The following is a 13,891-nucleotide window of genomic DNA, read 5'->3' on the forward strand; positions in this document are numbered from 1 at the left end:
CTCGATTTTTTCACAGAGTAATCATAAAATTGATAGTCTGCAAAGACTGATTACAAAATATGATTCACAAAAAAAGTCAGATAACGGTTCAATTGCTGATTCTGTGAGGGTTAATCTTTTGATAAAAATATCAAGAGTATATACTGAAAATGATTTAGAAAAAGCACTTTCAGTTCAAAAAGTTGCTATGCATCAAGCACAACGAATCGGTTACCAACTTGGCATCATCAAAAGTTATAATAATTTTGGAAAAATCTACCTCGATAGAAGTGATTTTTACGATGCTATCAATCACGTTGATTTGGCTTTGAAAATCAATAAAAACAGAGCATACAAAGACGATGAATGTGTTTCCTATTTAATCAAAGGACAATGTTATTTGTTTTTGAATAATTTTCCAGAATCGTCAAAAAATTTAACCAAAGCCTTACAAATCGCCGAACAAATTAAAGATCCAATCAAAATAGCACGGATTTACAACAACATAGCAATCATATACAATAAGCAGGAAAAATTAGAAGAAGAACAACTGAATTATCAAAAAGCGTTGCAAAGCATTAATGGAATTCAATCACCAGCTGCTGAACGACTACGAAACATAATCAGTTCGAATATTGCTCTCAATTATCTCGATCAGAAACAATACGATAAAGCACTTACTATCTTTCAAAGGTGTTTTGAATACGAGAAAAAACTAAACTATAAAACTAATTTGGCAGGTTCTTCACGTAGTTTAAGTAAAGTCTATTTAGGGAAAAAAGAGTATTCAAAAGCGCTCGAATACGCTCAAAATGCCTTGGAACTGTATACGCAATTAGGCAACAAATCAGGTCAGGCAGATGTTTACCGCGAAATTGGTGTCATTTATCTCAAAACCAATCAGCTGCAGGATGCTTTAGATTACACCCAAAAAGGACTACAACTATCAACCAAAATAGGAGAACTTGAATCGATTAAATTTTGCTATGAAAACCTTTCAAAAATTCACTCTAAATTAAATAATTATAAGGAAGCTTATACCAATCAAGTGCTCTTTAAAAAAATGAGTGATTCGATGTTCAATAGCGAGATAAACGATAAAGTGACTCAAATTCAAATGACGTATGAGTTTGATAAAAAACAAGAACAACTCAAAAGACTCCAGAATGAAAAAGATACAAAATTAAAATCGGAGTCAAACAAACAGCGCAATTTTTTAATTGCCATTGCGATGACATTATTCTTTCTGAGTTTACTGACCATCGGCATTTATTTTAATTTAAAATCGTATAAAAAACAAAAAAATATTGTAGAACAACAAAAGGAACAAATTCAAAATTCACTCACCGAAAAAGAAACATTATTAAGAGAAATTCACCATCGAGTAAAAAATAATCTGCAAATCATATCGAGTTTGCTCAACATGCAATCCGAAGATATTGAAGACCAAAAAGTTCTGCTATCCATTCAAGAAGGACAGAGTAGAGTGCAAGCTATGAGTTTGATTCACCAGAATTTATACCAATCGGAGCACATCGATAAAGTCAACATCGAAAATTATTTTAAAGAATTGACTAATTATCTTTCAACAATGTACAAAGGCGATTCAAATTCTGTTAAGGTGACCATAGAAACCTCCAACATCCAATTCGATTTTGATACTGCGATTCCGTTGGGATTAATTGTAAACGAATTGGTTTCAAATGCTTACAAACACGCTTTTTCTAATAAAAAAGAAGGTCAGATTTCAATACAAATTAACGCTATTAATTCTACTGATTATCAATTGTTAGTAAGTAATGATGGCGAAAAACTACCTTCAAATTTTGATTGGAATAAACCGAAATCACTCGGAATGAAGCTGGTCACTATTCTCAGCAAACAATTGCGTGGAAGTTTTTCACTCAAAGAAAATGAACCTAATACCACTTTTGAAGTGTTGTTTAAAGATTTAAAAGAATTTCAAAAAGCCTCAGGAAAATAAATACAACGATTATGGTTAAAATACTAATTGTAGAAGACGAACTCATCATCGCAGAAGATGTTAGAAATATGTTATCCTCCATCGGTTATGAAGTAATTGATGTGGCCATGGATTTTGACGATGCAGTTTCAATTTTAGAAAAACAAAAACCCGACTTGATTTTGCTTGACGTGAATTTAAACTCACGCAAAGATGGAATTGATTTGGCCGAATTGATCAATGAAAAATACAAGATTCCGTTTATTTTTACCACTTCGTACTCAGATAGTGCAACACTCAATCGTGCTAAAAGTACTAATCCAGTAAATTATTTGGTCAAACCATTCAAGAAAGAGCAATTGTATTCAACTATAGAAATGTCACTGCACGCAGTAAGTAATTCCGAACACCCAACTCCAACCGAAAACGACGCCTTTGTCATCAAAGATGCTCTGTTTTTGAAGGATAAATTCAAATACACCAAACTCAACATCAGTGATATTCTTTGGATAAAATCAGATGGTAATTACCTCGAAATCCAAACAACCAAAAAAGAAGAACTCATCCGGGCAACCTTGTCCAATTTTATTGACCGTCTCAATAGTGATTTGTTTTTTAGAACGCACAAGTCGTACATAGTAAATTTGGATTATTTAACCAAAATTGAAACCAATTACGTCACAATAGTTGCGAGTAAAATCCCAATTTCGAAGAATTATTACGATGATCTTTTGAAAAAGTTAAACGTGGTTTAAAGTTAATTCAGTGTTTCTTAAAAATTAAAATCACAACTCCAACGACTTTCATACCAAACAGAGCGCGTTTCATACCATTTATTTTTTTTTCTCCCAAAAAAGTAGTCACTTTAGGTCAACTTACTAATGGAACTAAAAAAGATAATCATGGAATTAATTGATTTGCTTCGAAGTGAAAACAACAATAAATGGGTCAATTTGGTTCGAGTTATTGGCCTAATCGGTTTGGTAATCGCAATTGTGTTTTATTTTTATTTGGTTCTCAATTTTGTTTTTGAGTAAAAAATGAATACGAAAATAAAAATATCAAATGCTTTAGTTTTTGGAATAATTGGAGTCAGTCTGATCTTAATTCGAGTGCTTTTTATTACCAATTATCTTCAATTTGTGTTTGATGTTGTAGCAGGAAGTTTTTTGACCATTGCCATAGCCAAGGCAAAATTCTTTCTCAGTTAGGTCTATTTATAGTTAGATAGGTTTTGTTAACGAAAATGGTTGGGGATCATTTTCAAAAGAGAAAAACCACCGTTATTGGTGGTTTTTCTTGTTTATCTTTGATCAGAATTACTTATTATTCTCAATTACATAATTCAGCACTTTCTCCATCAAATGCACTCGGTCTTTTCCAATTACATTGTGTTTGTGCATCGGATACGGAAAGAAATCCACTTGTTTTTGAGCTTCGACGAATTTTTTCACCAAAGCCAAATTGTGCTGCATAACTACTACATCATCACTAGTTCCGTGAATCAATAACAATTTTCCCTTTAAATCTTTAACATAATTCAAGGTACTCGCTTCGTCAAATCCTTTTTGATTTTCAGCTGGCGTGTCCATGTAACGTTCACCGTACATGATTTCATACCATTTCCAATCAGTCACTGGTCCGCCAGCAACACCTACTTTAAAAGTGTCTGGTTTTCTCAACATCAATGAAGTAGTCATAAATCCACCGTAACTCCATCCGTGAACTGCCAAACGATTGCCATCAACATAAGGTAACGATTTTAAATGCTCAACACCTTTCAATTGATCGTCCATTTCGTTCACACCCAATCGTCCATGAATGGCACTTTCAAAAGCATAACCTCGATTATCAGAACCTCTATTGTCTAATGTAAATACTAAATAACCTTGTTCTGCCATCCAATACATCCATAAATTGGCACCATCCAAATACGAATTGGTAATCATCTGTGCATGCGGTCCGCCGTAGACATATACTAAAACAGGATATTTTTTGTTAGGATCGAAATTACTTGGTTTAATCAATCGCGTGTACAAATCAGTAGTTCCATCAGCCGATTTTATTGTTTTGATTTCGGAAGTTCCAATTTGATAGCCTTCGTATTTATTTTTGCTTTCTAATAAAGTAACAGCTTTTAGTTTTTTGTCGTACAACACCGATTTTGATGGCGTTGAATGATTGGAATATTCATCAAAAAACCAATTCCCATCCGAAGAAATCACCACATTATGAACGCCTTCGTCTTTGGTAATCAACGTTTGTTTTCCTTTTAAATCTACTTTATACACCAACATATTCGTTGGGTTTGGTCCAGTCGCTTTGAAATAAATTTCAGTTCCAGCCGGATTCGCACTTATAATTTCACGAGCCACAAATTGATTTGCAGTCAGTTGTTTGATTAATTTTCCATCAATAGAATAGTAGTACAAATTGTTGAAACCATCTTTTTCACTGATCCAAACAAAGTTATTCGATTTACTATTAGGGAAAAACGCCGGATGTTCGGGTTCAACCCATTTAGTACTTTTTTCATTTAAAATAGTACGCACAAAAGCTCCTGTTGCAGCATCGTATACATTCAAACTCATGTCGTTTTGCCCGCGATTCAACTCGGCAATCAACACGTATTTTTCATCGGGTGTGAAAGCCAAATTAGTTACATAATCTTCGGGATTGTTTTTTGGAGAAATGAAAATTGTTTTTTGAGTAGCCAAATTGTAAATCCCAACACGTGGTTTTTCAGAAGGTTGACCAATCATTGGGTATTTTATGTTTTCCAATTTACCTGGAGTTTCATTGATGTCCAACAACGGATAATCGGCAACATTAGTTTCATCTTTTTGATAAAAAGCCAAATACGATGATTTGGGCGACCAGAAAATTCCACCGTTGATTCCGAATTCATTTCGCGAAATGCTTTGTCCCGACACTATATTTTTATCAGAGTTTTTGGTAACAGCAATCTTTTGTTTGTTTTTATTGAAGAAATACAAATTGTTCCCTTCTGTAAAAGCCAAATTTTCTTTGGATGAATCAAAAGTTTGGTTTTCACTTGTTTCAGTACTTTCTTGAACTAAATTTCCTGATTTACTAGTGATGTTATAACGATAAAATTTACCTCCATCATTTACCAAAAGCGTGTTGGCATCCAACCATTCCATACCAAAAAAGTTCTTGATTTTGGTACCCAATGCTGTGTTGATTTCACTCAAAGTCACTAGTTCTTTTGCGTTTTTGTCGGTAGTCGAAGCCGAAACCATTTTGGTCCATACATCAGTATAATACACGTAGTTGTTGGTATTCGGAATCCATTGAAAACCCGTCATTCGGTCGGCTCCAAATTTGCGACCTTGTTGTAAAACGCCGTCTTCTAAAGTGATTTTTTTCAATTGCGCTTGGGTAGTAATCGCAATAAAGAAACTGAAAATCAGTACTATTTTTTTGTTCATAATCAAAGTTTATTTGTTGAGGTAAAGGTATAAAATTGTGTTCAGTTGGTCTATACTCTTTCTATTTTGTTACTACTTATTTATAAAATTATATAACACTTACTCGAAATTATATAATACGTTTTTTTTTAGCGGTACTAACTTTGTAATCGACATAATTGAACAACTGCCTTCAAAGCTTTAAATTATTTGATGGTTATAATAAACACTTTTTAGGCAGTTTTTTTAAATCCCTTTTATGAAGTCAACCCAACAATCAACCCATATTGCTACCGGATTATTTTCTTTTATTGCAATAGTATTTATTCTTTACGTATTGAAACCCTTCATTATTCCGCTTTTTGTAGCTATTATTTTGAGTGTTATGATTTTTCCTGTACAAAAATACATGGAGAAAAAATGGAGATGCAATCGTTTGCTGGCTACTACTGTTTCCTTATTTCTATTGATGTTTTCAGTTGTGGTTTTGGCCTTTCTGATTTTCAATCAAATGAGTGTTTTTGTTGATAAAAGCGATACTTATGTCGAAAAAATATCCCAACTCTATTACAAATCAATGCTGTATTTTGAAACCAATTTCGGATTCAAAGAAAACAATCTAATTTCGCGTAATGATCTAAAAATAGAGAACATTATAAAAGATAATTTTGACCAAATCACCAATTTGATATCGCAATCGGGTTCGCTATTAGGTAATTTAGTTGTGATACCGATTTACATTTTTTTCTTTTTGTATTACCGCGTTTTCTTCAGAACATTTGTTTACAAATTGTTTCGCTCGCAATCCAAATCAAAAATCAATGTAATCCTCCGAAAAATCTATCATGTACAACAAAATTACCTTTCGGGTTTAACCAAAGTGATTTTAATTGTTGGATTGATGAACAGTGTCGGATTGCTTTTACTCGGAATTGAAAATGCTTTTTTCTTCGGATTTTTTGCGGCTTTTTTATTGCTAATACCTTACATTGGAATTATAATCGGTTCTATTTTGCCCGCATTATTTGCTCTGGCTACCAAAGATTCCATTTGGTATTCGGTAGGCGTAATCGGAATTTTTTGGTTCATCCAATTTTTAGAAGGCAATTTCATCACACCTAAAATCACGGGTTCAAAAGTCAGTATCAATGCATTTATCGCCATAACTTCATTATTGTTATTTTCCATGCTTTGGGGAACAGCAGGAATGATTTTGGCCTTGCCCATTACAGCCACACTTAAAATATTATTCGATCATATTCCCGGTTTTGAAGCCTACGGATTTTTAATCGGTGAACCGGTAGACAAACATCTAAAAGACCGTGGAATGCTTCGATTGAAACTGTGGAAAAAAATCAGAATGGAAAAAGCCGCTTTGAACTCTTAGTCGTTAAATAAGTGGTCAACTTCACTAAAATCAACTTCTTTTTAGCTATTTTTACATTCATAACCTTATTCACATGACATTATTTGTAAAATTCGATTTCAACGCTGTTTGCAAGAAAGTACTGGAAGATCAACTCAATCAACTCAATATCAAATACAAAGTGGTGAGTTTTGGTGAAGTAGAATTCCTTGAAACCATTTCCAAAGAGCAAATGGATCAATTGACCGATGGACTAAGTGTTTACGGAATTGAAATCATCGAAAACCAAAAAACGGTATTGGTGCAAAAAATTAAAGATTGCATTACTGAAATGGTTTTTAGTGAAGATGCGCCCAATGTAAAAAGTTCGGTGTATTTGGCCGATAAACTCAATCACAGTTACGGTTATTTGTCCAATTTATTTTCAGAAGTAACCTATACTTCGATTGAGAATTACATCATCCTACAAAAAATTGAATATACCAAACAATTGATTATCAATGATAAATTGAGTCTTACTGAAATCGCCTTCAAACTCAACTATTCGAGTGTGGCGCATTTGAGTACACAATTTAAAAATACAACCGGAATTACACCTTCAGCGTTTCAGAGAATCATTACCAAACGCCGAGAAATAGCTCAAAAAAATAGTTAATTAAACACAAAAAAATGCAACACGATTATATCCATATTATACTAGCCGATGACGACGAAGACGACCGTTTGTTTTTTGTTGACGCTTTTGAAGAATTGAAAATCAACACTAAAGTAAAAACACTAAACGATGGGGTTGAATTGATTAATTACCTCAATCAAGACGATGTTCAATTGCCTAATGTGTTGTTTCTCGATTTGAATATGCCACGAAAAAATGGTTTGGAATGCCTGCAAGAAATCAAAGCCAATTCCAAATTTGATGATATTGCGATTGCTATTTATTCTACTTCAGCTTCAGAAGATGATATTGAGAATACATTTGTTCAAGGCGCCAATATTTACATCAAAAAACCCGATGATTTTGGTACTTTGAAAAAGATTTTATCCGAAGTAGTGACGATCAATTGGCAGTACCACACCAACGGTTTGAATAAAGATAATTTTTTATTGCGAATGTAATATGCCTAGAAATAGAATTAAGAAGTTTCCTGTAATCATCCGATTTTTATTTGCCATAGCGGTAATTATTATGGTTTTTATTGCGAGTATTACTTTCAAACATATTGGTGATTTGTCGGACTCCTACGATTTGGTTACCAATACTTACAAAGTAAATTTGGAACTCGAACAAATCATTTCACACTTGAAAGACGCCGAAACGGGTAATCGCGGTTACACCATTACCAAAGATTCTATTTATTTAACACCTTTCATTCAAGCCCGCGAGAAAGTCAATAACTCTTTTGTCATTCTAAAAAAACTCACTAAAGAGAGCGAAGTCCAACAGAAAAATTTAAAACAACTTTATCTCTACATCAATAAACGATTTGTGAATTTTTCCAAGACGCAATTGATGGTAGAGCGCAATCAGATCAGGAACAAAGCTTTTTTTGATACGTTTAAAGAAGGCAAAGTGTGCATGGACGAAATCAGAACTCAGGTCAATAAAATGATTGCCATTGAGAATAGATTGTTAGTAGAAAGAGAAAACATCAACAACGATTACATCAAAACTACTCCCAACTTTATATACTTGTTGCTCATTTTTACCTTGGGTTTAATTGCAATGGCCTATTATAAAGTCAACACCGATTTTAATAAAATCAAGCACAAAAACAACCAACTGAGTGTTTTTCAAGAATTGTCAAATCAGGCAGAAATTGTAAGTAAATCGGGCAGTTGGTTCAGAGATTTGGAAACTCAAAACTATCATTTTTCGGATAACTTGTACCGATTGCTAGGAGAAGAACCTCAGTCGTTTGAAGCTACCAACGAAAATTTCACCAAGTACATTCATCCGGAAGATCTTGAATTTGTTCGTGGTGAAGGCGATAAAATGAGAGAATCCAATCGATTGGACGATTTGCAATACCGATTAATAACCAAACAAGGCGAAGTAAAATACGTCCGTGCTTTTGGTAGAGTGATGCAAGATTCGTCAGGCAATGAAAAATTCATCGGAACGATTACCGACATCACCGTTGAGCACGAAAGTTTCCATTCTTTGGAAGAAAAAAACCAAGAACTAGAACAAAACAATAAAGAACTTTCGGCATTCAACTATGTTGCCAGTCATGATTTACAAGAACCACTGCGTAAAATTCAAACCTTTATTTCGCGTTTGGAAGACAAAGAACTGGAGCATTTTTCGGATACTGGAAAACAATATTTTGAACGCATCAAAAGTGCCGCCAGTAGAATGCGATTGTTGATTGACGATTTGCTTCAGTTTTCAAGAACCAACAAAGCTGAAAAAGTGTTCGAATTGTCTAATTTGAACGATTTGTTAGAAAGTGCCAAACAGGATGTAGCCGAAATTATTAACGAGAAAAAAGCTCAAATCACTAGTGATGAACTTCCCACTTTGGAAGTAATTCCGTTTCAAATCCAGCAATTGTTTTTGAATTTAATTAGCAATTCACTAAAATACAGTAAAAAAGACGTGGCGCCAGTCATTAAAATTACCCACCAAAAAGTAAAAGCCACTGATATAAAAGAATTCAATTCGATTGCAAGAGATCAGTTTCATAAAATTACGTTTACTGATAACGGAATTGGCTTTGAGCAAGAATACGCCGAACGCATTTTTGTACTCTTCAGCAGATTGCACGAAAAAGACGAATATTCAGGAACCGGAATTGGCCTTTCCATATGTAAAAAAATCATCGAAAACCACAAAGGATACATCTTTGCTGTTGGCAAACCAAACAAAGGCGCAGTTTTTACGGTTTATCTTCCTGCATAAAACAGTATAAAAGTAGTATTTATAAAACCTCAAGCGATTGAGGTTTTTTTTATGTCCTTGTTTTGGGAGCCAAAATAGAAATTATATAAGATTAGTTTAAAATGGTGTAACAACAAACACTGAAAACCGTTGCAACTTTGTACCATAGATTAAGATTGCTAAAATGAAAACGAAATCAACATCAAGTACATTACTTTTTTTATTGCTGGTTATAGCATCCGCTTTTTTGTTAAGCGATTGTGTTTTTAAAAAGAAAAATACCAATAAACAATCATCATTTGTAGAAAAGCAGCAAATAGAAGTCAATAAACAAGATGCAAAATTATTAGTAGAAATTACAAAAGTAAATCTGAATCTTATTGAATTGTGCGAGAACATTGAAAAGAGTAAGCTCAACGACAAAATAAAAGAAGTTTCAAAAAAAGTACAGTCAAATCAATTGAGCATCAATGAGAGCTTGAATCAGTTGGCCACACAAAAATTGATTTCATTACCCGATGTGCTTTTCAATCCATTTCATTCTAATAGCACAAACGTATTAAGTATTTTGAATGAAGAGAATTTTATCGCTACAGCAGTTCAAGAAATAAAAGAAGAGATGAAATTATTGGATGATTTAGAGATTAATACAACCGATATAGACATTAAAGTTTTAGCCATTCAGTCCAAAACAAAATTGAATTTGAGTTTAATACAATTAGAATACGCAGTAACAAATACAAACATTTAAAAGTAGAACACCATGAAAAAGACAAAAAGAATTTTAGTAACAGTAATTGCAACATTAGGAACAGTCCTAACGTTTGCACAAACCACTTCAACCGGAGCAGAATTTGGGGTAAAAGGTGGAGTAAATTTCTCGAATCTTTACACTGAAGATGTAGACGACAACAACGTGTTGACTAGTTTTAATGCGGGTTTTTATGCCAAATTACCCATTACAGAATCGGTAGCCATTCAACCCGAATTTTTATACAGCAGAAAAGGAGCAGAGTTGGTTTATGACAATGCTTTCGCACAAGGAACTGCCAAATTCAAACTGAATTACATTGAAGTTCCAGTACTATTGAAAGTAAATATTATGAAGAATTTCAATATTCACGCCGGACCGTATTTTGCCTATTTGATTGATGCGCAAGTGACTAATGAGTCAAGCAATGCCAATTTCGATTTTGAACAAAATTATGATAACGATGATTTCAACAAATTTGATGCAGGTTTATCAGCCGGATTTGGTTTTGATTTTGACAATATAGGAATCGGATTCCGTTACAACTACGGTTTGACTACTGTAGGTAAAGAACGATCTTTTGGTGGTGTAACGTATACAACTCCTGATGGTAAAAACAGCAACTTGAGTTTGTACATGGCGTTAAAACTTAATTAACCACTAACCAATTAAAAACTAGAATTATGCAAAATTTATTGTACACCATAGCCGTGGTATTAGTAATCCTTTGGGCTTTAGGCTTCTTTGTTTACAGCTTAGGAAACATCATCCACATTTTGTTAGTCATTGCAGTTATTGCTGTAATACTAAGATTGATTAAAGGAAAAGAATTATAATTTATAAAAAACAGAACGTATGAAAACAAGTAATGTAGTATTAGGAGTAGTTGGTGGATTAGCCGTTGGAGCCATTTTAGGAGTATTATTCGCGCCAGACAAAGGAACTAACACAAGAAAGAAAATTCTTGATCGAGCCAACAAAGCAAAAGATGATTTGAAAGATGGATTTGATGATTATTTGGATTCTCTTTCTGAAAAATACAACTCATTAGTAAAATCGGGAGAAGATTTGCTAGAAAAAGGAAAAGAAGAGTTGCAAACTCTAGAAGGTAAAGTAAACCCATAATTTAAATTAAAACAAAATGGACACTACTGCAACAAACATCGAATTGCTCTATGATAAGGCAAAGAAGTATACTGAAACCAGTATGGAACTTTTTAGACTGAATGCAATTGATAAAACGGCTGATGTAGCTTCTTCATTGATGGCGCGGATGGCAATTGTGATGGTTGTTGCAATGTTCACTTTGTTTGTCAATATTGGAATTGCTCTTTTTATCGGGAAAATGATGGGCGAATACTATTTGGGCTTTATGATTGTTTCGCTTTTTTATCTGATTTTGGCAGTTGTATTGCATGTGTTTAGAAATCAGTTCATCAAAATACCGATTACCAACTTGGTAATTGAAAAATTAATGAAAACCAAAATGAATCATCAACCCAACGAAACAGAAGCCGATGAAAACGTATAAAAACCAATCCGAGCGACTTGATGATCTCATCTTGCAGATGCAAGAAAAACGAAATAGTGAATTTGCTCAAATGAGGTCGCAGTTCCACCAAGTATACAACGAATTGAAACCAGTGAATCTTTTGAATCAGGCTTTGGTGGATATTCGGGAAACACCGTACGTCAGAAGAAATTTACTCGAATCAGTGGTTAGTATCGCTGGCGGATATCTTTCGAAAAAGATGATTATGGGTGAAAGCAATTCATTCATTAAAAAAGTAATGGGTTATGCTTTACAATACGGAATGACCTATTTTATTTCGAGAAAAATTGACGAGAAAATGTCTTAAAAAGCAAACTGAGATTCAAATTATATAACGAAATTAAAAAATTCTATAACACCTTTATTTGGTCTGCAATTTAACTTTGTTATCAAATAAATGCAGTACAAATGAAAAGTTTTAATTGGATTGTAATCGGATGTTTCACATTAATTTCAATCGTTTCATGTAAAAATGTAGAACGACAAAATGCAGAAAAAAATGTGAAAGTCTATTCAAAGTTTGTCGATTCAGTTGAAGTTTTACAAACAGAAACCGCAGTTACAAGTTGGGGCAAAATACAACAACTAAACGATCAAAAAAAAACAAACGCAGTACTCGCTTTAAACAAAATAAACAACAAAGAAACCATTGAAAAGGAGTTGAATGAATCGACGATTCAGTTTGAACTATTCAAATCCAAAATAATGGTAGAACAAGAAAAAATAAAGTTGGAAACAACTAAAATTAAACCAGAACAAAAATCAACAGAAACAAAAATTAATTAAAATGAAACAAATGAAAAAAACACTTCTTTCTGCTATTATGTTAATCGGATTAGCATTTAGCGCAAACGCTCAAGATATTTCTAAAAACGCACTAGGTTTAAGACTAGGTGATAACGACGGATTTGGAGGAGAAATTTCTTATCAAAGAGGTTTATCCAACAAAACTCGTTTGGAATTCGACTTGGGTTGGAGAAACAGCAATAATGTTGACGCGATTAAGATAGTAGGATTACACCAATGGGTTTGGAACATCGATGGAGGTTTCAATTGGTACGCCGGATTGGGTGGTGGATTAGGAAGTTGGAGTTACGACAAAAATGGTAACGATGACAGCGGTGCTTTCGTTTTGGCTGCAGGAGATATTGGTATCGAATACAATTTTGATGTGCCAATTCAATTATCACTTGACTTTAGACCAGAATTTTACTTCAACTCAGACGATTTTAGAGAAGACAACTTCGGACCGGATATCGCATTAGGAATCAGATACCGTTTCTAAAAATAAATAAGACTTAGGTTTTAAAAATTGGTTTTTTGTTTAAAAGGGGAATAGGGTTCGGCTTTTTTTAAGTCGAGCCCTATTTATTTTAAACGAACAAAGTAACACTGTTTAGGTATATCAAAAGTTTGTATACCGTAACCGTTAGTTGAAGGAAACGAAGAATACAGTTCCATTGTTTTGGATTCAAAATCAACCGATTTTACAATACCACAATGTCCCCAAGTTCCCGTCCAAAATTGTACAAAATCACCCGGTAAAACGTTGGATAATTCATCAATAGGTTCTCCTATTCCTTTAGAAGTGAGAGCATGATAAACGCCTTTCGGAATCGGTGAATTTTGTTTTAATAAGCCGTAAATGTCTTGATTTGTTATGATACGAATCCGACTTTTATCAATTTTGGTTAATGGAGTAAATTTTTCTAGAATTTGAATGACCAATTCGGTGCAAACTGCTTTTTCATATGTGGAAGATATCGTTGGACCGAATTTCACTACACTTTCAATTACGTCTTTATTTTTTTGCGGAAGGGAAATTTCTTGCGCATAATTAATCGATGTTGAAAGCACAATGAAAAGAAAGAGTAGTATTTTGTTCATTATTTTATGGATGATTTTAAAAACGGAAAACTCCCAAAATTGAAACGATATTTGGGAGTTTTTATTTTAAATATCAGTGAT

18 protein-coding genes are annotated in these 13,891 nt (G+C 33.5%); 16 read left to right on the forward strand and 2 right to left on the reverse strand.

What is annotated here, in order from left to right; translation table 11 throughout:
* The first annotated feature begins 118 nt into the window (after positions 1-118).
* From VK161_RS05055 to VK161_RS05070, 4 genes are all read left to right on the forward strand, one after another.
* Entirely contained in the window at positions 119-1,963 is a 1,845-nt protein-coding gene (locus tag VK161_RS05055) for a tetratricopeptide repeat protein (protein WP_324213669.1), read from the forward strand.
* A gap of 11 nt (positions 1,964-1,974) precedes the next feature.
* Complete coding sequence (locus VK161_RS05060) at positions 1,975-2,697, forward strand: LytR/AlgR family response regulator transcription factor (protein ID WP_324213670.1); 723 nt, start codon at positions 1,975-1,977, stop codon at positions 2,695-2,697.
* 147 nt (positions 2,698-2,844) lie between these two features.
* Positions 2,845-2,979 (forward strand): hypothetical protein, encoded by a 135-nt coding sequence (locus tag VK161_RS05065; RefSeq protein WP_324213671.1) that lies wholly within the window; start codon positions 2,845-2,847, stop codon positions 2,977-2,979.
* Between the two features lie 3 nt (positions 2,980-2,982).
* The gene (locus tag VK161_RS05070; protein ID WP_324213672.1) at positions 2,983-3,153 is read left to right on the forward strand and encodes a hypothetical protein; all 171 of its coding nucleotides are present in this window, start codon (positions 2,983-2,985) and stop codon (positions 3,151-3,153) included.
* 108 nt (positions 3,154-3,261) lie between these two features.
* Here VK161_RS05070 and VK161_RS05075 read toward each other — a convergent pair whose 3' ends face one another.
* Positions 3,262-5,394, reverse strand: a complete 2,133-nt coding sequence (locus VK161_RS05075; RefSeq protein WP_324213673.1) for a S9 family peptidase — start codon at positions 5,392-5,394, stop codon at positions 3,262-3,264.
* A 238-nt stretch (positions 5,395-5,632) separates the two neighbouring features.
* Here VK161_RS05075 and VK161_RS05080 point away from each other — a divergent pair, with 238 nt between their 5' ends.
* The 12 genes from VK161_RS05080 to VK161_RS05135 all read left to right on the forward strand — a co-directional run bounded on the left by VK161_RS05080 (position 5,633) and on the right by VK161_RS05135 (position 13,208).
* Positions 5,633-6,760, forward strand: a complete 1,128-nt coding sequence (locus VK161_RS05080; RefSeq protein WP_324213674.1) for an AI-2E family transporter — start codon at positions 5,633-5,635, stop codon at positions 6,758-6,760.
* Positions 6,761-6,833: 73 nt separating this feature from the next.
* On the forward strand, positions 6,834-7,394 hold the full coding sequence (locus tag VK161_RS05085) for an AraC family transcriptional regulator (protein WP_324213675.1): 561 nt from the start codon (positions 6,834-6,836) through the stop codon (positions 7,392-7,394).
* Positions 7,395-7,408: 14 nt separating this feature from the next.
* Positions 7,409-7,855: a response regulator gene (locus tag VK161_RS05090; protein WP_324213676.1), complete on the forward strand. Its 447-nt coding sequence runs from the start codon at positions 7,409-7,411 to the stop codon at positions 7,853-7,855.
* Position 7,856: 1 nt separating this feature from the next.
* Entirely contained in the window at positions 7,857-9,641 is a 1,785-nt protein-coding gene (locus tag VK161_RS05095; protein ID WP_324213677.1) for a sensor histidine kinase, read from the forward strand.
* 163 nt (positions 9,642-9,804) lie between these two features.
* Positions 9,805-10,371, forward strand: a complete 567-nt coding sequence (locus VK161_RS05100; protein WP_324213678.1) for a hypothetical protein — start codon at positions 9,805-9,807, stop codon at positions 10,369-10,371.
* A gap of 12 nt (positions 10,372-10,383) precedes the next feature.
* Positions 10,384-11,028, forward strand: a complete 645-nt coding sequence (locus VK161_RS05105) for a porin family protein (protein ID WP_324213679.1) — start codon at positions 10,384-10,386, stop codon at positions 11,026-11,028.
* 26 nt (positions 11,029-11,054) lie between these two features.
* Complete coding sequence (locus tag VK161_RS05110; RefSeq protein ID WP_324213680.1) at positions 11,055-11,207, forward strand: lmo0937 family membrane protein; 153 nt, start codon at positions 11,055-11,057, stop codon at positions 11,205-11,207.
* 19 nt (positions 11,208-11,226) lie between these two features.
* On the forward strand, positions 11,227-11,496 hold the full coding sequence (locus tag VK161_RS05115; protein ID WP_324213681.1) for a YtxH domain-containing protein: 270 nt from the start codon (positions 11,227-11,229) through the stop codon (positions 11,494-11,496).
* A 16-nt stretch (positions 11,497-11,512) separates the two neighbouring features.
* Positions 11,513-11,902, forward strand: a complete 390-nt coding sequence (locus VK161_RS05120) for a hypothetical protein (RefSeq protein WP_324213682.1) — start codon at positions 11,513-11,515, stop codon at positions 11,900-11,902.
* Positions 11,889-12,230: a hypothetical protein gene (locus tag VK161_RS05125; protein WP_324213683.1), complete on the forward strand. Its 342-nt coding sequence runs from the start codon at positions 11,889-11,891 to the stop codon at positions 12,228-12,230. The genes VK161_RS05120 and VK161_RS05125 overlap by 14 nt, the downstream gene beginning before the upstream one ends.
* Positions 12,231-12,331: 101 nt before the next feature.
* Entirely contained in the window at positions 12,332-12,709 is a 378-nt protein-coding gene (locus VK161_RS05130) for a hypothetical protein (RefSeq protein ID WP_324213684.1), read from the forward strand.
* A 10-nt stretch (positions 12,710-12,719) separates the two neighbouring features.
* Positions 12,720-13,208, forward strand: a complete 489-nt coding sequence (locus tag VK161_RS05135) for a hypothetical protein (RefSeq protein ID WP_324213685.1) — start codon at positions 12,720-12,722, stop codon at positions 13,206-13,208.
* 83 nt (positions 13,209-13,291) lie between these two features.
* Here the strand turns inward: VK161_RS05135 and VK161_RS05140 are convergent, their stop codons facing one another.
* Entirely contained in the window at positions 13,292-13,810 is a 519-nt protein-coding gene (locus VK161_RS05140; RefSeq protein ID WP_324213686.1) for a hypothetical protein, read from the reverse strand.
* Positions 13,811-13,891: the final 81 nt, after the last annotated feature.

Source organism: Flavobacterium sp., assembly GCF_035299245.1.
Classification (GTDB): domain Bacteria; phylum Bacteroidota; class Bacteroidia; order Flavobacteriales; family Flavobacteriaceae; genus Flavobacterium.

Excerpts from the sequence above, each read along its gene's own strand:
- VK161_RS05060 (WP_324213670.1), top strand. The coding sequence starts at position 1,975 with ATGGTTAAAATACTAATTGTAGAAGACGAACTCATCATCGCAGAAGAT.
- VK161_RS05065 (WP_324213671.1), top strand. The coding sequence starts at position 2,845 with ATGGAATTAATTGATTTGCTTCGAAGTGAAAACAACAATAAATGGGTC.
- VK161_RS05070 (WP_324213672.1), top strand. The coding sequence starts at position 2,983 with ATGAATACGAAAATAAAAATATCAAATGCTTTAGTTTTTGGAATAATT.
- VK161_RS05075 (WP_324213673.1), bottom strand. The coding sequence starts at position 5,394 with ATGAACAAAAAAATAGTACTGATTTTCAGTTTCTTTATTGCGATTACT.
- VK161_RS05080 (WP_324213674.1), top strand. The coding sequence starts at position 5,633 with ATGAAGTCAACCCAACAATCAACCCATATTGCTACCGGATTATTTTCT.
- VK161_RS05085 (WP_324213675.1), top strand. The coding sequence starts at position 6,834 with ATGACATTATTTGTAAAATTCGATTTCAACGCTGTTTGCAAGAAAGTA.
- VK161_RS05090 (WP_324213676.1), top strand. The coding sequence starts at position 7,409 with ATGCAACACGATTATATCCATATTATACTAGCCGATGACGACGAAGAC.
- VK161_RS05095 (WP_324213677.1), top strand. The coding sequence starts at position 7,857 with ATGCCTAGAAATAGAATTAAGAAGTTTCCTGTAATCATCCGATTTTTA.
- VK161_RS05100 (WP_324213678.1), top strand. The coding sequence starts at position 9,805 with ATGAAAACGAAATCAACATCAAGTACATTACTTTTTTTATTGCTGGTT.
- VK161_RS05105 (WP_324213679.1), top strand. The coding sequence starts at position 10,384 with ATGAAAAAGACAAAAAGAATTTTAGTAACAGTAATTGCAACATTAGGA.
- VK161_RS05110 (WP_324213680.1), top strand. The coding sequence starts at position 11,055 with ATGCAAAATTTATTGTACACCATAGCCGTGGTATTAGTAATCCTTTGG.
- VK161_RS05115 (WP_324213681.1), top strand. The coding sequence starts at position 11,227 with ATGAAAACAAGTAATGTAGTATTAGGAGTAGTTGGTGGATTAGCCGTT.
- VK161_RS05120 (WP_324213682.1), top strand. The coding sequence starts at position 11,513 with ATGGACACTACTGCAACAAACATCGAATTGCTCTATGATAAGGCAAAG.
- VK161_RS05125 (WP_324213683.1), top strand. The coding sequence starts at position 11,889 with ATGAAAACGTATAAAAACCAATCCGAGCGACTTGATGATCTCATCTTG.
- VK161_RS05130 (WP_324213684.1), top strand. The coding sequence starts at position 12,332 with ATGAAAAGTTTTAATTGGATTGTAATCGGATGTTTCACATTAATTTCA.
- VK161_RS05135 (WP_324213685.1), top strand. The coding sequence starts at position 12,720 with ATGAAAAAAACACTTCTTTCTGCTATTATGTTAATCGGATTAGCATTT.
- VK161_RS05140 (WP_324213686.1), bottom strand. The coding sequence starts at position 13,810 with ATGAACAAAATACTACTCTTTCTTTTCATTGTGCTTTCAACATCGATT.